Origin of the sequence: Actinomadura sp. J1-007, assembly GCF_009793335.1 — a bacterium.
In the GTDB taxonomy this organism is placed as follows: domain Bacteria; phylum Actinomycetota; class Actinomycetes; order Streptosporangiales; family Streptosporangiaceae; genus Spirillospora; species Spirillospora yumaensis.
In genome coordinates, this window is sequence record NZ_WING01000001.1 from 1,225,219 (window position 1) to 1,243,192 (window position 17,974).

The 17,974-nt window shown below is 72.9% G+C and carries 15 protein-coding genes and 1 pseudogene; 4 read left to right on the top strand and 12 right to left on the bottom strand.

Features of this window, described 5'->3' with window-relative positions; translation table 11 throughout:
• Positions 1-34 precede the first annotated feature (34 nt).
• Positions 35-829, top strand: coding sequence for a TetR family transcriptional regulator (locus tag GEV43_RS05525; RefSeq protein WP_160819749.1), 795 nt, complete (start codon positions 35-37; stop codon positions 827-829).
• 102 nt (positions 830-931) lie between these two features.
• On the opposite strand, the gene GEV43_RS05530 is transcribed toward GEV43_RS05525, so the two are convergent.
• From GEV43_RS05530 to GEV43_RS05555, 6 genes and pseudogenes are all read right to left on the bottom strand, one after another.
• The gene (locus GEV43_RS05530; RefSeq protein ID WP_160819750.1) at positions 932-2,095 is read right to left on the bottom strand and encodes a lipid-transfer protein; all 1,164 of its coding nucleotides are present in this window, start codon (positions 2,093-2,095) and stop codon (positions 932-934) included.
• Between the two features lie 94 nt (positions 2,096-2,189).
• A pseudogene (locus tag GEV43_RS55855) lies at positions 2,190-3,323 on the bottom strand (OB-fold domain-containing protein); the annotation flags it as partial.
• Between the two features lie 116 nt (positions 3,324-3,439).
• Entirely contained in the window at positions 3,440-4,612 is a 1,173-nt protein-coding gene (locus GEV43_RS05540; RefSeq protein WP_160819751.1) for an acyl-CoA dehydrogenase family protein, read from the bottom strand.
• A 1-nt stretch (position 4,613) separates the two neighbouring features.
• The gene (locus GEV43_RS05545) at positions 4,614-5,732 is read right to left on the bottom strand and encodes an acyl-CoA dehydrogenase family protein (protein WP_160819752.1); all 1,119 of its coding nucleotides are present in this window, start codon (positions 5,730-5,732) and stop codon (positions 4,614-4,616) included.
• Positions 5,733-7,361: an AMP-binding protein gene (locus GEV43_RS05550; protein WP_160819753.1), complete on the bottom strand. Its 1,629-nt coding sequence runs from the start codon at positions 7,359-7,361 to the stop codon at positions 5,733-5,735.
• A gap of 209 nt (positions 7,362-7,570) precedes the next feature.
• Complete coding sequence (locus GEV43_RS05555) at positions 7,571-8,176, bottom strand: TetR/AcrR family transcriptional regulator (protein WP_160819754.1); 606 nt, start codon at positions 8,174-8,176, stop codon at positions 7,571-7,573.
• Between the two features lie 278 nt (positions 8,177-8,454).
• Here GEV43_RS05555 and GEV43_RS05560 point away from each other — a divergent pair, with 278 nt between their 5' ends.
• The gene (locus tag GEV43_RS05560; protein ID WP_160819755.1) at positions 8,455-9,078 is read left to right on the top strand and encodes a TetR family transcriptional regulator; all 624 of its coding nucleotides are present in this window, start codon (positions 8,455-8,457) and stop codon (positions 9,076-9,078) included.
• 57 nt (positions 9,079-9,135) lie between these two features.
• Here the strand turns inward: GEV43_RS05560 and GEV43_RS05565 are convergent, their stop codons facing one another.
• Both GEV43_RS05565 and GEV43_RS05570 read right to left on the bottom strand, forming a co-directional pair.
• Entirely contained in the window at positions 9,136-10,188 is a 1,053-nt protein-coding gene (locus tag GEV43_RS05565; protein ID WP_160819756.1) for a CU044_5270 family protein, read from the bottom strand.
• Positions 10,185-10,724, bottom strand: coding sequence for an RNA polymerase sigma factor (locus tag GEV43_RS05570; protein WP_160819757.1), 540 nt, complete (start codon positions 10,722-10,724; stop codon positions 10,185-10,187). Before GEV43_RS05570 ends, GEV43_RS05565 begins: the two co-directional genes overlap by 4 nt.
• Positions 10,725-11,002: 278 nt before the next feature.
• On the opposite strand from GEV43_RS05570, the gene GEV43_RS05575 reads away from it, so the two are divergent.
• Positions 11,003-12,436 (top strand): S1 family peptidase, encoded by a 1,434-nt coding sequence (locus tag GEV43_RS05575; RefSeq protein ID WP_160819758.1) that lies wholly within the window; start codon positions 11,003-11,005, stop codon positions 12,434-12,436.
• 71 nt (positions 12,437-12,507) lie between these two features.
• A complete protein-coding gene (locus GEV43_RS53625) occupies positions 12,508-12,744 on the top strand; it encodes a DUF397 domain-containing protein (protein WP_309239468.1) in 237 nt (78 codons plus the stop codon).
• Positions 12,745-12,826: 82 nt separating this feature from the next.
• On the opposite strand, the gene GEV43_RS05585 is transcribed toward GEV43_RS53625, so the two are convergent.
• The 4 genes from GEV43_RS05585 to gcl form a co-directional block, all read right to left on the bottom strand.
• Positions 12,827-13,711: a hypothetical protein gene (locus GEV43_RS05585; protein WP_160819759.1), complete on the bottom strand. Its 885-nt coding sequence runs from the start codon at positions 13,709-13,711 to the stop codon at positions 12,827-12,829.
• A gap of 62 nt (positions 13,712-13,773) precedes the next feature.
• A complete protein-coding gene (gene alc / locus GEV43_RS05590; RefSeq protein WP_309239469.1) occupies positions 13,774-14,784 on the bottom strand; it encodes an allantoicase in 1,011 nt (336 codons plus the stop codon).
• A gap of 8 nt (positions 14,785-14,792) precedes the next feature.
• Positions 14,793-16,103 carry an allantoinase AllB gene (gene allB / locus GEV43_RS05595; protein ID WP_160819760.1) on the bottom strand — a complete coding sequence of 437 codons (1,311 nt, stop codon included), beginning with the start codon at positions 16,101-16,103 and terminating at the stop codon, positions 14,793-14,795.
• Between the two features lie 66 nt (positions 16,104-16,169).
• Complete coding sequence (gene gcl, locus GEV43_RS05600) at positions 16,170-17,897, bottom strand: glyoxylate carboligase (RefSeq protein ID WP_160819761.1); 1,728 nt, start codon at positions 17,895-17,897, stop codon at positions 16,170-16,172.
• Positions 17,898-17,974: the final 77 nt, after the last annotated feature.

Below are 17,974 nucleotides of genomic sequence, written 5' to 3' on the forward strand. Positions count from 1 at the left end.
TGGCTGAGGATCTCCGGGTCGTTACACTTCGCACATGACCGCGTCCGCCCCCGAGGCCCGTCCCGCGGGTCCTCGCCCCCGGCCCATGGGCCGCCGCGAGCGCAAGAAGATGCGCACGCGCGAAGCGCTGATCGACGCGGCGTTCGAGCTCTTCTCCGCGAAGGGCTTCGACGCCACCACCGTCGAGGAGATAGCCGACGCCGTCGACGTCTCGTCCCGCACCTTCTTCCGCTACTTCGCCTCGAAGGAGGACGTCGCGCTCACCTTCCAAGAGGAGCTGATGCACGGCGTGCTCGACGCCTTCGCGGCGCGCCCGGCGGACGAGCCGGTCATGACGGCGCTGCGCCGCGCCGTGGTGTCGGTCTGCCACACCTGCGAGGCGGGCGGGCTCGGCTTCGACCCCGGCCGGTTCACCTGCCTGCTCCAGCTCACCAACGAGAGCGGCACGCTGATGGCGGGCAGCCTGGAGCACACGCAGAAGAAGATGGAGCTGATCACGCGCGCGGTCGCGCGGCGGATGAACGTCGACCCCGCGGCCGACCTGCGCCCCCATGTCGTCGCCTCGACGATCGGCTGCGGCTTCCAGGCGGCCGTGGAGGCGATGCACTCCGCCGACCTCGGCTACACCTCGCTGGCCGAGGCCGCCGACGACGCGTTCGCGATCCTGGAGAACGGCGTGAACTTCGCGTCCGCCCCGGCGGACGGCACGGCGGACGGCCCGGCCGACACGGGCGGCGGTGCCGCCGTTGGCGCGGACGGGGGCGTCAAGGACGACGTGAAAGCGCGTAAAAACGCCGGCGTCAAGGTGACGGCGGCCGGGAGAGGCTGACGGCGGGCCTCCGTACGAGGGCGCGATCGCGTACGGAGGCCCGCCGGGTCCGGCAGGGGCGCCGCGCTCGCGGCGGCGCCCGGGGCGGCGGGGGCGCCCGGGTCAGGCGGCGCCGAGCACGAGTCCGCTGGTCGGGACGCCGGTCCCCGCGGTCACCAGCACGTTGCTCACGTCCGGGACCTGGTTGGCCGAGGTGCCGCGCACCTGCCGGACGCCCTCGGCGATGCCGTTCATGCCGTGGATGTACGCCTCACCCAGCTGACCCCCGTTCGGGTTGACCGGAAGCCGTCCGCCCAGCTCAATGCCGCCGTCCTTGATGTAGTCGCGTGCCTCGCCGCGCCCGCAGAAGCCCAGCTCCTCCAACTGGACGAGGACGAACGGCGTGAAGTGGTCGTAGAGGATCGCGGTCTGCACGTCGCCGGGCCCGAGGCCCGACTGCCGCCAGAGCGTGTCGCCGACGGTGCCCATCGCGGGCAGCGACGCCAGGTCGCCGGTGTAGTAGCCGAACATCATCATCTGGTCCGGGCCGGTGCCCTGCGCCGCCGCGTTGATCACGACCGGCCGCTGGCGGAGGTCGCGGGCGCGTTCCGCGCTGGTGACGACGATCGCGACGCCGCCGTCCGACTCCTGGCAGCAGTCCAGCAGGTGCAGCGGGTCGACGATCCACCGGGACGCCTGGTGCTCGTCCAGCGTGATCGGCCGCCCGTGGAACCACGCCTTCGGGTTGGTCGAGGCGTGCCGGCGCATCGCGACCGCGACCCGCCCGAAGTCCTCGCTGGTCGCGCCGTACTCGTGCATGTAGCGGCGGGCCTGCATCGCCACCCACGCGGCGGGCGTCGCGAACCCGAACGGCAGGTGCCAGGAGAACTCCAGGCCCGTCGAGTCGGCCCGCGACGACGGGCTGGCCTGCCCGAACCGGTGCCCGGACCGCTCGTTGAACGCCCGGTAGCACACCACGACGTCGGCCTGGCCCGTCGCGACGGCCATCGCGGCGTGCGCGACCGTCCCGCACGCCGCGCCGCCGCCGTAGTCGACGCGGGAGAAGAACCGCAGCGCGGGGATGCCGAGCTCCCGCTGCACGGCGATCTCGGAGTTGGCGTCGGCGGTGAACGTGACGAGCCCGTCCACGTCGGACGGCTTCAGGCCCGCGTCGCGGATCGCGTCCAGGCACGCCTCGGCCGCCAGCCGCAGCTCCGAGCGGCCCGACTCCTTGGAGAACTCGGTCGCGCCGATCCCCGCGATCGCCGCCTTCCCGGACACGCTCATCGGGCGGCCCCCTCTCCTTGAGCCGTACGGTCGCGGTGACGTGGTCGCCGAGCGACACCTCGCCGCGCACCTTCAGCGTCCGCTCGTCCACCCGCTCGCCGGTGACGACCAGCGTGTCCCCCGCGTACGCGGGGGCGCCGAGCCGCACGGCGATGCTCTCCAGCTCCGCGTCCGGCGCGTCGCCGGCCACGGCCTCCAGCGCGTACCGCTGGACGATCCCCATCGTGGTGAGGATGTTGACGAAGATGTCCTTGGAGCCCTGCGCGCGGGCGAGCGCGGTGTCGTGGTGGACGGGCGTGAAGTCGCGCGTGGCGAGCGCCGTCGCGATCACGAACGTGGGCGTCAGCTCGATCTCCAGCGCGCCCTCCGGGACCGTCCTCGCCTCCGGTTCGGGCTCGGGCTCGGGCGGCGGCGCGTCGGCCGGGGTCCACTGCGGGAGGGTCAGCTCGTCGTCCATCCGCTCGAACGTCAGCCGGACGGGCATGCCGACCTTGACGTCCTCGGGCGCGCAGCCGTTGACGTTGCCGACGATCCGGACGCCCTCCTCCAGCTCCACGACCGCGACGACGTACGGCGGCGTGCGGCCGGGCACCGGCGGGTGGTGGTGGACGACGTAGCTGTGCACGGTGCCGCGCCCGCTCGCCACGACGTGGTCGCGGTCGGTCGAGTGGCAGCGCGGGCACATCGGGCCCGGCGGGTGGCGCAGCGTCCCGCACGCGGCGCAGCGCTGGACGCGCAGCTCCCCCGCGTCGACGCCCTCCCAGAAGAACGCGGTGTCCTGCCCGATCGCGGGGCGCAGCGGGTAGCGGCCGGCCTTCTTCGCGGCGCCGCCCCCGCCCTTGCCGGACCGCTGCCGGGGCTTGAACTTCAGGACGCGGAACAGCATCTCGGCGACGCGCCCGCCGTCGGCGCCGTACCAGGTCTGGTACCAGGTGACGAAGTAGCCCTCGCCCATCGCGGTCGTCTTCGGCCCGGTGACCCCGCCGAACCGCATCGTCGAGCGCAGCGTCTCCCCGACCTTCACGTACCGGTCGTAGGTCTGCTCGCAGTTGGTCGCGACGACGCCGGTGTAACCGTTGTCGTTCAGCATCCGCAGCGGCTCGTCGGCGACGCTCCCCGCCTTGGCCTCGGCGAGGCCCGGCATCGACCACACCTGGATCATGGCGGGCGGCGCGACGTCGTCCCAGTTCCCGGGGTCGCCGAGGGCCTGGGTCCAGTTGCGGATCATCGCCGCGTTCACCGGGTCCTGGCACGGCGCCGCGGGCCGCTCGCCGGCCGCCGCCAGCCGGTCCGCGACGGCGGTCAACTCCTCATGCACGTCCTGTCTCCTGTCCGGTGCCGGTGTCAGCGGGGCGCCCGGGGCAGCCCGAGGCCGATCATCGCGATCAGCTCGCGCTGGATCTCGTTCACGCCGCCGCCGAACGTCAGCACGACCGCGCCCTTCACCCCGTGGTCGAGCACCTCGATGAACCGGGCGGTCGCCGGGTCGCCGGGGTCGCCGTAGCGGGCGAGGACGTCGCCGACGATCCGGCCGACGTCCTGCATCCGCTCCGAACCGTAGATCTTGGTCGCGGACGCGTCCGGGGCGCCGAGCCAGCCGAGGTCCTGGTTCGCGGCGACCTGCCAGTTGAGGAACTCGTTGACGCGCAGGTAGCCGTACACCTGCGCGACCGCGCGGCGCACCGCGGGCTCCTCGATCGGCGCGCGGCCGTCGCGGCCCTTGGCGGTACGGGCCCAGCGCTCGAACCGGTCGTAGGTGTGCCCGATGTTGCCCGCCGGGCCGAGCGTCACCCGCTCGTGGTTGAGCTGGTTGACGATGAGGTCCCAGCCCTTGTTCTCCTCGCCGATGAGCATGTCCGCCGGGACCTTCACGTCCTGGTAGTACGTGGAGTTGGTGTGGTGGCGGCCGTCCATCGTCACGATCGGCGTCCACGAGAACCCCGGGTCATCGCAGTCCACGATGAGCATCGAGATGCCCTTGTGCTTCTTCGCGTCCGGGTCGGTGCGCGCGGCGAGCCAGATGTAGCCGGAGTAGTGCGCCCCCGACGTGAAGATCTTCTGGCCGTTCACCACGTAGTGGTCGCCGTCCTTCACCGCCGTCGTGCGCAGCGACGCGAGGTCGGTGCCGGCGCCGGGCTCGCTGTAGCCGATCGCGAAGTGGCACTCCCCCGCGAGGATCCTCGGGAGGAAGAACTCCTTCTGCGCGTCGGTGCCGTACTGGAGGATCGTCGGGGCGACGGAGTTCAGTGTGATGATCGGGTACGGGACCTCGGCGCGCGCGATCTCGTTGGCGAAGATCTGCTGCTCCATCGGGCCGTAGCCGCGCCCGCCGTACTCCTTCGGCCACGCGACGCCGAGCATCCCGTCGCGGCCGAGCCGCTTGCAGTGCTCCATGTAGGACGTGCCGAACGGGTCGTCCGCGATGGCGGCGCGCTGCTCGGCGTCCAGGCAGCCGGTGAAGTACTCGCGCAGCTCGGCGCGCAGCTTCTTCTGCTCGTCCGTCAGGTCGATGAACAACTCACGCCTCCTGTCCGGCGGCGACGAGCGCGCCGAGCGTGTCGAGCTGGTCCTCCGCGCCGCCGAGCAGATGCCCGACGTGCTTGGCCCAGGCGAAGTAGCGGTGCAGCGGGTAGGTGACGTCGAGGCCGATGCCGCCGTGCAGGTGCTGGCAGGTGTAGAGGGCCTTCACGACCGGGTCGGCGGCGTTGTACGCGGCGATGGCCAGGACCTCGTCCACGTCGGGCGCGCCCTCGCCGAACCGCCAGGCGCCCGCCCACACGGCCACGTCCAGTGCGCGCTTGGCGATGTAGACGTCGCCGATCTGCATGGTGACGGCCTGGAACTGCGCGAGCGCCCGTTCGAACTGCTCGCGGGTCTTGACGTACTCGGTGGTGATCTTCAGTGCGCCGTCGATGACCCCGGACGACAGCGCGACCGCGCCCATCACGGCCGAACGGCGCAGCGTGTCCCAGGCCGCCCCGTCCGCCCGGCCGCCGAGCAGCGCCTCCGGGCCGACGCGCACGCCGTTCAGCTCGATCCGCGACAGCGGCTCGGACGTCGCGGACGGGTGCGGCGTCAGCGCCACCCCGGCGGCGGACGGCTCGACCAGGAAGACCCCGATCCCGCCGCCCTCGACGCGCGCGGGGACCAGCACGCGGGCCGCCTCGGCGGCGTACGGCACGAAGGTCTTCACGCCGTCGAGCACGTGGCCGCCGCCGTCCGGGCGCGCGGTCGCGGCGATCACTCCCGCCGGCCCGACCTCGCGGTACGCGCCGGTCAGCACGGTCCCGCCCTCGGCCAGCGGCGCGAGCAGCGCCTTCTGCTCCGCGGTGCCGTGCCGGGCGACCGGCAGCGCGGCGAGCGCGAGCGAGGCGTACGCGGGCACCGGGGCGACGGCCGCGCCGATCTCCCGCAGCACCACGGTCAGCTCGACCGGGCCGAGGCCCGCGCCGCCCACCTCCTCCGGCAGCGTCGCGCCGAGCAGCCCGGCCTGCGCGAGGGCCTTCCAGGTCCCGGCGTCATAGGCCGCGCCGCTCTTCTCGAAGCCCTCCAGGCGCTCCTGGGACGCCTCGCGCGCGAGCAGGTCGGCGGCGAGCCCCCGCAGGTCTTGCTGGGCCTCGTCGAGGTTGAAGTCCACTCATCCGCTCCCTTCCAGGAGGTGCAGGCGGCCGCGCCGTTCGAACTCCGTCCGGAGCAGGGCCACGTCATCGGGGGTCATCCGCCGGTAGGTCAGCTCGCGGCCGGGCCGCCACCACACCGGGTCGCCGGTGCGCCAGCCGTCCTGAGCCAGCCGGCGCTTGAGGATCTTGTTGGACGCGGTGGCGGGCAGCTCCGCCGACACCCGCACGTACCGGGGCGGCCACTTCGGGCCGAGGTCGCGGCGCCCGCGCAGGTACGCGGCGAACGCCTCGGGGTCGAACGCGTCCGGGTCCCCGTCGGGGACGAGCGCGAGCATCACCTGGTCGCCGGACGCGACGTCGGGCACCCCGTACACCGCGAGCCGCCGTACGCCCGGCAGCTCGGCGAGGACCCGTTCGACCTGGGCGGCGCCGAAGTTCTCGCCGTCCACGCGGAGCCGGTCGGCGGAACGCCCCGTGAAGAACACGTAGCCGTTCTCGTCGGCGTAGGCGTGGTCGCCGCTCCAGAACATGCCGTCGCGGAGCCGGTCGGGCGCGTCCTCGTTGTAGTAGCCGTCGAACAGGCCGTGCCCCTCGGTGTTGACGATCTCGCCGATCGCCGCGTCGCCGTTCAGCAGCCGCCCGTCGGCGTCGAGCCGCGCGGGCGGGCACTCCGCGCCGGTCTCCGGGTCGAGGATCTTGACGCCCTCGGTGAGCCGGCCGAGCGCGCCCGGCGGCCCGGTGGGGTCGGGCGAGAACGAGATCGCGGTCTCCGACGACCCGTAGGCGTCCACCACGAAGCAGCCGAACCGTTCGCCGAACGCCCGCTGTTCGAGCGGCGCCGCCTCGTTGCCGAACGCGAACTTCAGGGGGTTGTCGGCGTCGTCCTCGCGGCCCGGCGTCGCGAGGACGTACGACAGCGCCTTGCCGACGTAGTGCAGGTAGGTGCACCCGAACGCGCGGACGTCGGGCAGCAGCCCGGACGCCGAGAACCGCTCCCGCAGGACGAGCTCGGCCCCCGCGGCCAGCGCGGGCGCGTAGGCGGCCATGATCGCGCCGGAGTGGAACAGCGGCATCGGGCAGTAGACGACGTCGCCCGCGGTCAGCATCCGGCCCGCCAGGTTCTCGCCGGGCACGGCCACCTTGCGGTGCGTGACCCGCACCGCGCGGGGCCGGCCCGAGGTGCCGGACGTGAAGATCAGCATGAGCAGCGTGCCGTCCGCGATCCCGTCCGTCCGGGGCGGCGGCGCCGGCTTCAGCTCCGCCCGGTACGCCTCGCCGTCCACGTCCATCGACGGCCCGAGGCCGCGCGCGAGCCCGGCGTACCGCTCCTGGTAGAGGACCAGGTCGCAGTCGGCCCGTTCGGCGTCGCCCGCCAGCTCGGCCGCGCTGCGCGTGGTGTTGAGCGCGACCACGACCGCGCCGGACAGCGCCGCGCCGCCGAGCAGGAACACCATCTCGGGAACGTTGTCGAGCAGCACGCCCACGTGCAGGGGCCGGTCCCCGCCGCCGCGCCGTTCCAGCCACGCGGCCCGCGCGGCGCACTCCGCGACGACCTCGCGCCACGTCCAGGCCCTGCCGTCCCCGGCGCACCGCAGACCGGGACGGTCGTCGGAGGCCCGCGCCTCCAGCAGTCGTGCCACGGTCACCCGCGCCCACCTCCAGCTCCGCCCTACGGCCGCAAAACTAGAACAGATTCTAGTCGGTGTCCAGAGCCGTGATCACCCACGTTCCCCCCAGCGGAAAACCACCTACGCCCCCATCCGCCCCCACCCCGCCAAACCCCGAAGGGAACGAGTTCTCGTCCCCGCCCAGGACAGACCGGGCCCGGCGGTTCGCCTCGGTCGCCGCGGGCGGGTCAGCGGGCCGGGTCCGCGGGCCGGAGGCCGTGGCGCAGGAGGGCGGCGAGTTCGGCGAACGCCTCGGGGCGGGTGACGCCGGCCTTCTCGTGGACGGCGGGGTCGCGCAGGCGGGTCAGCGCCGCGTCCAGGATCTGCGCGATCAGCGCCGGGTTGGCGCGGCGGAACGCTCCACTGCGGGCGCCCTCGTCCACGAGGCGTTCGAGGGCGCCGATCGTGAGCTCCTGGTGGCGGTCGTAGAGGCGCTTGGTCGGCGCGTACGCCTGGACGTCGGCGCCGAACGCGGGGGACGCCGCGCGCAGCGGCTCGATCGCCGCCTCCAGGTACGCCTCGATCCGGACGCCCGGATCGGCGCCCTCCTCCGCGCGGCGGCGCGCCGAGTCGCCCGTGCGGTCGAGCAGGCGGCCGAGCGCGAGCAGGACCAGGCCCTCCTTGCTCGGCGCCAGCGAGTACAGGGTCCGGCGGGAGCAGTGCAGCCGTCCGGCCAGGTCGCCGATCGTCAGGTGCCGGAAGCCCTCGCGGACCATGATGCCCTCGAACTGGTCGAGGATCTGGAGCTGCCGTGCCGACCAGCCCCGGCGGGACGGCCTGCCGTTGGGTCCCACGCCCGTTCCACTCCCCACCGCGATACGGTACTCACCGGCGTTCCACAGTACCGGCGGCGGTCCGGGCGGACGATCTCAACTAGAACGCATTCTAGGACCATGGCGGCGTCCCGACCTGCTCGCCTTTTCCGAGTAAGTGCGGGTTGTCGGTGAGGTCGAGGAAGGCTCCAGCGGCTCTCCAGCGCGCTTTTAGATAACACGTTCTCAAAGGGCCTGTAGGCTGGAGGGCCGGGGCAGGTGCACGGGCGTCGGGCCCGTGCGGGGAAGGGGTAGGCACCGTGACCGCAGAACCGACGGCGGCCGACGGCAAGACCGCCGGTCAGCCGGTTCAGCAGGGTGTACGGTCGCGCAGCCAGCACCAGCGGCGCAAGCGGATCGTCCAGGCCGCCGCCGCGCTGGCCTCGCGCGGCGGCATCGAGGCGATGCAGATGCGCACCGTCGCCGAGCGCGCGGGCGTCGCGCTCGGCACCCTCTACCGCTACTTCCCCTCGAAGATGGACCTGGTCGTCGCGGTCGTCAGCGAGGAGCTCGACCTGCTGGAGGGCAGCATCGAGCGCCGCCCGCCGCGCGCCGGGGCGTCGCCGCAGCGGGCCGTCGAGGTGCTGATGCGGGCGACGCGCGGGCTGATGCGCGAGCCCGAGCTCGCCGAGGCGCTGATCCGCTCGCTGCTGCTGTCGGACGTCAAGACCGACTTCGGCGACCGGATGACCGGGCTGCTGCTGCGCGCCGCCGTCGGCCCCGAGTCGGAGATCCCGGCGGACGACGAGCGCCGCGTCGTCGCCAAGGCGCTATCGAGCGTCTGGACGATGGAGATGATCGAGATGCTGCGCGGCCACGCGACCGCCGAGGAGATCCAGCAGCGCCTGGAGACGGCCGCCTCCAGGCTGCTCACCGGCTTCTGACGCGCCGGCGCCCGCCGTGCCCGCCGCGCGGGTGCGCGGCGGACGCGGGCGGCGCGGTCAGGGCGCGGTCTGGCCGGGCTTGTCGACGACGGCGGCCTTCAGCCGCACCGACAGGATGCCGAGGTCGCCCTTGCGGTAGGTGAGCGACCCGTCGTCGCCGCGGCTGGTGTGGTCCTTGACGGCGACCGAACGTTCACCCAGGTAGGTGTACGTCTTCGGGTCGATGAGCAGTTGCTCGCTCAGCCAGCCCTCGGTGAGGCGGCCGAGCGCGAGCGCCGGACGGCCCGCGGCGTCCACCCCGCGCTCCAGCCGCACGCCGGGGATCCGCTTGATCGCGCGGTACAGCGCCGCCTCCACCTTCGGCGGCAGGACGTTGTCGCGCAGGACGGCCCCGAGCATGGTGTACGTGGTCGAGTAGCGCCCCTCGGCCGTCTCCCCCAGCCCGCCGAGCCCCCTGTACGCCCACGCGAGCAGGGCGCCGGGCTCGGTCGGCATCGCCGCGAGGGACGGGTAGTCGGACGGCGGTGTCGTCGGCATGGTACCGAGGATCTCCAGCCGGCCCTTCTCGATCAGCGCGGCCTTCTTGCCGTCGGCCCGCTGCCAGTGCCGCGTGACGCGGATCTTCCCCGGATCGCGGGACAGCGGGCCGTTCGGGGTCGAGCCCTTCCGGCCCCGGAACTCGGTGAAGATCCACTGGTCCGGCCGGGGCGGGGTGAACGGCCGGGACTCGGCGGCGCGCGCGGCCCGTTCGAGGGCCTCGGAGGCGTTCGCGACGGGCCCGGCCGGCACGCCCGGCACGGCCGACCGGGGCCGCCCGTGCTCGTCGGTGCCTCCGGAGCCCTGCACGACCGTGACCCCGGCGGCGATGGCCGCCGCCAGCACTCCGACGGCCGCGAGGCGCACGCCCGCCTTCGGAAGGCGGACGCGCCGCGTACGGCGCGCGGCGGCCGCGGGAGTCTCGGTGGCGGGGGGCACGGTGGTAGGGGGCACGATGGTCTCCTTCGATGCGGCGGCGCGGTCGAGCAGCGCGGCGCGGGCGGCTTCGCGGGCGGCGCGGGCGGGCGGGGCGGGCTCGTCCCAGGCGCCGCGCAGGAGGTCCAGGTCGTTCATCGGTCGAGGTCCTCTCCGAGGGTCGTGGGGTCGGTCTCGCCGAGCGCGGCGCGGATCCGCCTGCGCGCCCGGTGCAGCCGCGACCGCGCGGTGCCGGGCGGGATGCCGAGCGCCTCGGCCGCCTCCTGCACGGCGAACTGCTCCCAGGCGACGAGCAGCAGCACGTCGCGGTCGCCGTCCGCGATGTCGCCGAGGGCCTCGGCGAGCGGCCCGCGCGCGGCCTGCGCGTCGAGCCGTCCCGCGACGCGGTCCGCGTGCCCCTCGGCCACGTCGTCCGCGCCGGTACGGGCGAGCGCCCGGTACTGCCTGACCTCCGCGCGGCGGTGCCGGGCGATGAGGTTCGACGCGATCCCGTACAGCCAGGGCCGCGCGTCGGGGCGGCCCGTGTCGTAGCTCCCGCGCCGGTCGAACGCGACGAGGAACGTCTCGGCGGCGACGTCGTCCGCGAGGCCGTGCCCGAGCCGCCGCGCGGCGTACCCGTGGATCGCGGTGTAGTAGCGGTCGAAGAGGGCGGCGAACGCCTCGGGCTCCCGCATCGACGTCCGGAGGATCTCGGCGTCGGTCGTTCGCGGTGGACGGTTCGTCGCCGTTGCCTTGTCTATGGCCAACACAGTGCGCCTTCCCGCAGCGTGGGGGGTCACCTTTCGTTCGCCGATCCCCCCGCGCGCGTTCGCGGTCGTTCGACGCCAACGCAATCAACAGTGAAAAACCACTTGGAGGCGATGCGTTGTCGGCGTCCGGGCCCCGCCGTACAGTCCGGCAAAAGGGCGCCCCATCTCTCTCCCCTCCCCCGCAATCTCCCATGGAGAGTCACATGGATCGCGCACGCCTCCTTGTGGGCGTCGCCGGGTCGGCCGCTCTGGTCGCCGCCCTGGCGAGCCCCGTTCACGCGAGTCCCGGTACCGCCGCCGCGCCCGCCCGGCCGGCCGCGCCCGCTCCGTCCACCGACCCCGCCGCCCGGATCCAGAAGGATCTGCGCATGAAGCTCGGCTCGCGCTTCGGCGGCGCGTGGGTCCCCGAGAACGCGAAGGGGAAGGTCGTCGTCGCGACCACCGACGCCTCCGCCGCGGGAACGATCCGCGCGGCGGGCGCCCAGCCGAAGGTCGTCCGGCACAGCGAACGCGCGCTCGGCTCCGTGCAGAGCACGCTGAACGCGCACGCCCGTTCGGCGGCGAAGACGGTCAACGCCTGGTACGTCGACAACGAGACCAACACCGTCGTCGTGCAGGCCCGTTCGGTGGCCGCCGCCAAGAGGTTCGTCGCCGCGAGCGGCGTGGACGCGGGCGCGGTGCGGATCGTCAAGACCACCGCCAAGCCCCGCCCGCTCTACGACATCGTCGGCGGCGAACGCTACTGGACGACCCAGTACGGCTGCTCCGTCGCGTTCTCGGTGACCAACGGGTTCATCACCGCGGGCCACTGCGGTGACACCGGCGAGACCACCTCGGGCTCGAACCAGGTGTCGCAAGGGACGTTCGGCGGCTCCTCGTTCCCCGGCAACGACTACGCGTGGGTCAACACCAACAGCCAGTGGACGCCGACGCCGAAGGTCAACCGGTGGAACGGCACGTACGAGAGCGTGCAGGGCGCGACCGAGGCCCCCGTCGGGACCCCGGTGTGCCGCTCCGGCGGCACCACCAACTCCCGCCTGTGGTGCGCGACGATCGCCCAGCGCAACGCGACCGTCCAGTACCAGGAGGGCACGGTCACCGGGCTGATCCGCACCGCCATCTGCGCCGACCCGGGCGACTCGGGCGGCGCGCTGATCACGCAGTCCGGCGGCCAGGCGCAGGGCATCACGTCCGGCGGCTCCGGGTCGTGCAACAACGGCCAGGGCTCGGGCGACGAGACGTACTTCCAGCCCGTCGGCGAGGTGCTCCAGATCCTCGCCCAGCAGGGCCGGGAGATCGTCACCGAGGGCGGCAACCCGCCCGGCGGCGCGTGCGACCAGTACCAGACCAAGGTGAGCGCCTCGCTCACCAGCGGCGGCAACCAGTACCAGCCGAACGGCAACTACACCACCACCGCGTCCGGCGCCCACCGCGCGTGCCTCGACGGCCCCGCCGGGGTGGACTTCGACCTCTACCTCCAGAAGCAGAACGGCGGCGCCTGGACCACCGTCGCGCAGTCCACCAGCCCCGACCCGGACGAGTCGATCAACTACAACGGGACCCCGGGCACGTACCGCTACCGCGTGCACGCCTACAGCGGCTCCGGCGAGTACACCCTCGGCTTCGACCGGCCCTGAACCCGCGCTCGGACGCGGCGCCGCGCACTAGATTTGGAGCCGACCAGGAGCCGGTACGAAGAAGGTGCGCAGTGACCGAGCACGAGCCGATCCTCACGGACGGCGTCATCATCGAGTTCATCGATGGCAAGGACGTTCCCGTCCAGCACAAGGACTTCGGTGAGCGGGCCGTCGTGATGCGCGACGCGAAGAACCCCGAGGGCCCGATCCTCTACTTCACCGAGGCCGAGTGGGACGCCTTCATCCTGGGCGTCAAGGACGGCGAGTTCGACGACCTCCTGGAGGAAGAGCCCGCCGAGGAGCAGTGACCGAAAAGCGGCCCCGCGCACACCGCGCGGGGCCGCTCTTCACTGGAGCGACCTCTCCGTGGCCGTCCCCGGCCCGTTCACCTCACCCGAGAACGTCCTCGATCGTTTCTGCCGTGGCGACCCGCTTCAGCCACTCCTCCAGCACGGCGGTGTCCTGGCACCCAGTGACCATCTCCCGCTGCTCCTCGGAGATCTCGATCCCATGGGCCGCCAGAACCAGCAGAAGCGCCTTCGCCTCACCCTCGACCTTGCCCTCGGCTTTCCCGCGGGCCTCGTGGCGTTTGGCGAAGTCGCTTTTGAACTCTGTGGTGCCGGTGGTCATGAGTGCCTCCAGGATGCGTTGCGCGGCCTTCGGGAGCGCGTCGAGCACCATCTCAGAATACAGAACCGCGTCTTTGTGACCTGCGTTGTTGAGAGTGGCGAGGGCGGCGTGGACGATCTCCATCGACGCCTGGTCGGGTTCGCCGGCGGCTCCGACGAGGGTGGCGAGGATCGCGAGTTCGGGTCTGCGGGCGGCCTCGCCGGTGGTGGTGACGAGGGGGGCGGTGCCGGGGCCGATCACCAGGGGACGGAGCTGGAAGCGGGAGTGGCCGAGGTCGATGCTGGTGTCGGCCCAGGCGGCGACGCTCTTCCTGGTGCAGAAGACGACCAGGAGGACGTCGCAGCGCTTGCGTTCCCTGAGGACCGAGGCGTAGACCGGCCAGGTGAACGGCTTGTCGCTGTCGATCTTGAGCTGGGTCTCCGCGACGACCGCCAGGGACGGGCGGGCCGGGTCCTTCCCGCAGAGGAGGACGACGTTGTCGCCCCGGTAGGAGGCGGGGGCGACCTGGGTGAACTCCTCCGAGCCGTTGATCACGGACGTGTACTCGGGCAGGACGAGGCCGAACGCGTCGCGGAGTAAGTGGGCTATCACCTCCGGGTTGTTGCGGATGATGTGGATCGGGCCCTCGTGGCGCTTGCTGACCATGTGACGGAAAGTTACTCAGTCATCACCCACGGTGGGTGATTTCATAGCGTGAGTGATCGGTGTCACATTGTGGTGGACCAGTGGGTATGGAGGGCTCGTTCGCCTTCGGGGGTGAGGTCGCCGAGGAGGCGGAGGCGGGCCAGGCCGCCGTCGGGGTGCAGGTCGACGCGGACGTGGGTGAACGGCTCGCCGGGGGCCAGGCGGAAGCGGTGGCGGGCGTCGGGCTGGACGGGGGTGCGCGGGAGCAGGTCGCGCCAGGGGCCGTTGGGGGACGACGCGCCGGAGAGGGTGACGGCGGCGGGGGCGTTGAACTTCAGGTGGGTGGTGTCGATCTCGGCGAGGCGGACCAGGCCCGGGGCGGCGAGGCGGACGACGGCCCAGTCGTGGCCCGGGTCGCGGCGGCGGGCGGTCTCCCAGCCCTCGGCCTGGTTGCGGGCGAGGCCGGGGAACAGCATGTTGTCCGGCGAGGAGTAGAACATGTTGGAGCAGCCGACGACGCGGGCGCCGTTCTCCAGGGCGGCGAGGTCGACGGTGAGGCCGGTGAGCAGGCGCGGGTCCGGGACGACGTCGCCGTGCACGCGGAGGCGGGCGATGCCGCCGTCGGGGAGCATGTTCAGGCGGACGTGGGTGAAGCGGCGGCCGGACGCGACGTCGAACGCGTGGGCGGTGTCGCCCTTGAGCGGGCTCGGCGGGACGATCTCCGTCCAGTCGGCGGCGGCGAGGTCGGCGGGCGACGGGTGGCCCTCGACGGCGCAGGCGTCCACGGAGGCGTGCGGCGGGAAGTTGCCCTTGAACCAGGCGGTGTCGATCACGACGCCGCGGATGACGCCGGGCAGGCCGAGGCGGACGAGCGCCCAGTCGTGGCCGAGGTCGCCGTTGGCGTCGGGGCGGCGCCGGGCGGTCTCCCAGCCGTCGTACTCCTGCCCCTTCGGGCCGAACGTGCCCGGGGAGAACCTCGGGGCCCACGGGTTGAGGAGGTTCTCCTTCTCCTCGAACGACTCGTCGCTGGCGGCGATCACGGACCCGCCGAGGGTCCGCACCGCCAGGTCGGGCAGGGAGGTGAAATCCGACACGTACTCTCCTATCGGTTCAGCGGCTCGCCGGACGGGGTGCCGTCGACGACGGCGCCGCGCAGCCAGGTGGCCTGCACGGCGCCGGTGAGGGTGCGGCCGGCGTACGGGGTGACCGGGTGCCGGTGGTGCAGGTTCGCGGGGTCCACGGTGAACGGCTCGTCGGCGGCGAACGCGACGAGGTCGGCGTCGTTGCCGACGGCGATGCGGCCCTTGCGGGCGAGGCCGGCGAGGGCGGCGGTGTTCTCGGCCATCCAGCGGACGACGTCGCCGAGGCCGTGGCCGCGGGCGCGGGCGGCGGTCCAGACGGCGGGCAGGCCGAGTTGGAGGGAGGAGATCCCTCCCCAGGCGGTGGCGAAGTCGCCCTGTTTGAGTTCGGGCGTGGACGGCGAGTGGTCGGTGACGACGGCCGTGATGACGCCTTCGGCGAGGCCCGTCCAGAGCGCCTCGCGGTTGGCGGCGTCGCGGATCGGCGGGCAGCACTTGTAGGAGGTGGCGGAGGCGTCCGGAACGTCCTCGGCGGAGAGCGTGAGGTAGTGGGGGCAGGTCTCCGCCGTGACGGGCAGGCCGCGGGAGCGGGCCTTCGCGAGGGGTTCCAGGCAGTCGGCGCTCGACAGGTGCAGGATGTGCGCGCGCACGCCGGTCTGCTCGGCGAGGCGGATGACGTGCTCGACGGCGCGGCGTTCGGAGGACGGCGGTCGGGAGTCCAGGAACGCCGGGTAGCCGCCGTCGGACGGCGCGGTGAGCGCCTCGGGGTCCTCGGCGTGCACGATGACCAGGCCGCCGAACGAGGCGATCTCGCGGAACGCCTCCGCCATCCCGTCGGGGGACAGCGGCGGGAACTCCGGGACGCCCGAGTCGGCGGTGAAGCACTTGAACCCGAACACCCCGGCGTCGTGCAGCGGGCGCAGGGACGGCACGTTGCCGGGGACCGCGCCCCCCCAGAAGCCGACGTCGATGTGGCAGGCGCCGCGCGCCGCCGCGCGCTTGGCGGCGAGCGCGGCGGGCGTGGTGGTCGGCGGGATCGAGTTGAGCGGCATGTCGATCAGGGTCGTCACGCCGCCGGCCGCGGCGGCGCGGGTGGCGGTGGCGAACCCCTCCCATTCCGTGCGGCCCGGCTCGTTGACGTGGACGTGGGTGTCGACGAGGCCGGGCAGCAGGGCGAGGTCGCCCAGGTCCACCTCGGCCGCGGCCGGGAGGGGGACGCCGACGTCGTGGATGGCGGCGATCCGGCCGTCCCGCACCGCGACGGCGGCGGGCCGCTCCCCGTAGGGGAGGACGGCCCGCCGGGACCGGACCACCAGGTCGTAGCCGTCGTTCACGCGGCCCCTCCCCTGGCGGGTTGCTGTGCTCTGTTCACGATTGTCCCTGAAAGGGCGTTCGGTGGATCATGCGGTGGGCTCCGGGAGCGGCTCGTACTCGTTCATCGCGTCGATCCGGACGCCGTTGGCCGTGTTCGACTCCCGCTCGATCATGATCTCGACCAGGACGGGCCGGGACGTGCGCTCGGCCTCCTTGCGGGCCCATTCGAGGGCGGGCCGGATCTCGCCGGGCTCCAGCACGCGGCGGCCGGAGCAGCCGTACGCCTCCATGATCTTGACGTTGTCGGAGCCGGTGGCGTCGTAGTGGATGTCGACCTCGTACTCCATGGCGTAGCCGCCGTGGTCCTCGGCCATCCGGATCAGCCCGAGGTACTCGTTGTTGATCATGATGAGGACGAACGGGATCCGGTACTGCGCGGCGACCGCCAGCTCCTCGACCAGGAACTGGAACGAGTAGTCGCCCACGATCCCGACGACCTCGGCGTCCGGCTCGGTCCGCGCGAGGGCGGTCTTGACGCCGATCGCGGCCGGGATCTCCCAGCCGAGCGGCCCGGCCTGCCCGCAGACCTGGTAGTGCCGCGGCTTCGGCGCCTTCTGGTGCTGGCCGCCCCAGATCTGGTAGAGCCCGATCGCGGTGACGAAGTAGGTGTCGGACGAGTAGAACTCGTTGATCTCCTTGTAGATCCGCGGCGCCTTGATCGGGGTGTCGTCGAAGTCCTCGCGGCGCGTGAGGGTCGCCTTGAGCTCCCGGACGCGCTCGGTCCACGCGCCGGGCGCGCCGGTCACGCCGCGTTCGCGCGCGAGGTCGGTGATGGCGCGCAGGAACAGGCGGGTGTCGGACACGACGCCGAGGTCCGGGCCGAACACCTTGCCGATCTGCGTCGGGTCGATGTCGACGTGGACGAAGCGCCGGCCCTCGCGGTAGACGTCCAGCTCGCCGGTGTGCCGGTCGCCGAAGCGGGCGCCGAGGGCGAGCACGAGGTCCGATTCGAGGAACGAGGCGTTGCCGTACCGCTGCGAGGTCTGGATGCCGGTCATCCCGGCGTACAGCGGGTGGTCCTCGTCGAACGAGCCCTTGCCCATCAGCGTGGCCTGGACGGGGACCTGGAGCAGCTCGGCCAGCTCGCGCAGCTCCTCGTGCGCGTCCGCGAGGATCACGCCGCCGCCCGCGAGGATCAGCGGGCGCTCGGCCTCCAGGAGCAGGTCCAGGGCGCGCTCGACGCGCGGCGCGTGCGGTTCGACGGGGGTGACGGGCAGCGGCGCGTCGATCTCCGCGTCCCACTCGACGAGCTGCTTCTGCACGTCGATCGGCAGGTCGATCAGCACCGGCCCGGGCCGTCCGGAGCGCGCGCGCCGGAACGCCTCGCGGAAGATCCACGGCGCCTGCGCGGCCTCCTTCACCTGGACGGCCCACTTGGTGACGGGCCGCGCGATCTCGACGATGTCGACCGCCTGGAACGCCTCCTGGTGCAGCTTGGAGGTGGCGGCCTGCCCGGTGACGCAGATGATCGGCACCGAGTCCGCCTGCGCGGTGTAGAGCCCGGTGATCATGTTGGTGCCGGCCGGGCCGGAGGTGCCGATCGCGACGCCGACGTTCCCGGTCGTCCGCGACCAGCCGTCGGCCATGTGGGTGGCGCCCTCCTCGTGCCGGACGATCAGGTGCGCGATGCCGCCGTCCTGCTCCATCGCCTTGTACAGCGGCAGGATCGCGGCGCCCGGGCACCCGTACACGATGTCGACGCCCTCGGACTTGAGGACCTCGACGACCGCGCTCATCACGGGGATCTTCGGCATGTTTGAATGTCCCTTCTGGGGCGGACGGCCGGCCTCCTGGTTGGAGTTGGCGCTCGGTCGGGGGCCGGCCGTCCGTT

What these genes read in the sequence shown, in the direction of transcription:
- GEV43_RS05525 (WP_160819749.1), top strand. Translation starts at nt 35, where the DNA reads ATGACCGCGTCCGCCCCCGAGGCCCGTCCCGCGGGTCCTCGCCCCCGG.
- GEV43_RS05530 (WP_160819750.1), bottom strand. Translation starts at nt 2,095, where the DNA reads ATGAGCGTGTCCGGGAAGGCGGCGATCGCGGGGATCGGCGCGACCGAG.
- GEV43_RS05565 (WP_160819756.1), bottom strand. Translation starts at nt 10,188, where the DNA reads ATGAACGACCTGGACCTCCTGCGCGGCGCCTGGGACGAGCCCGCCCCG.
- GEV43_RS05570 (WP_160819757.1), bottom strand. Translation starts at nt 10,724, where the DNA reads ATGCGGGAGCCCGAGGCGTTCGCCGCCCTCTTCGACCGCTACTACACC.
- GEV43_RS05575 (WP_160819758.1), top strand. Translation starts at nt 11,003, where the DNA reads ATGGATCGCGCACGCCTCCTTGTGGGCGTCGCCGGGTCGGCCGCTCTG.
- GEV43_RS05585 (WP_160819759.1), bottom strand. Translation starts at nt 13,711, where the DNA reads ATGGTCAGCAAGCGCCACGAGGGCCCGATCCACATCATCCGCAACAAC.
- gcl (WP_160819761.1), bottom strand. Translation starts at nt 17,897, where the DNA reads ATGCCGAAGATCCCCGTGATGAGCGCGGTCGTCGAGGTCCTCAAGTCC.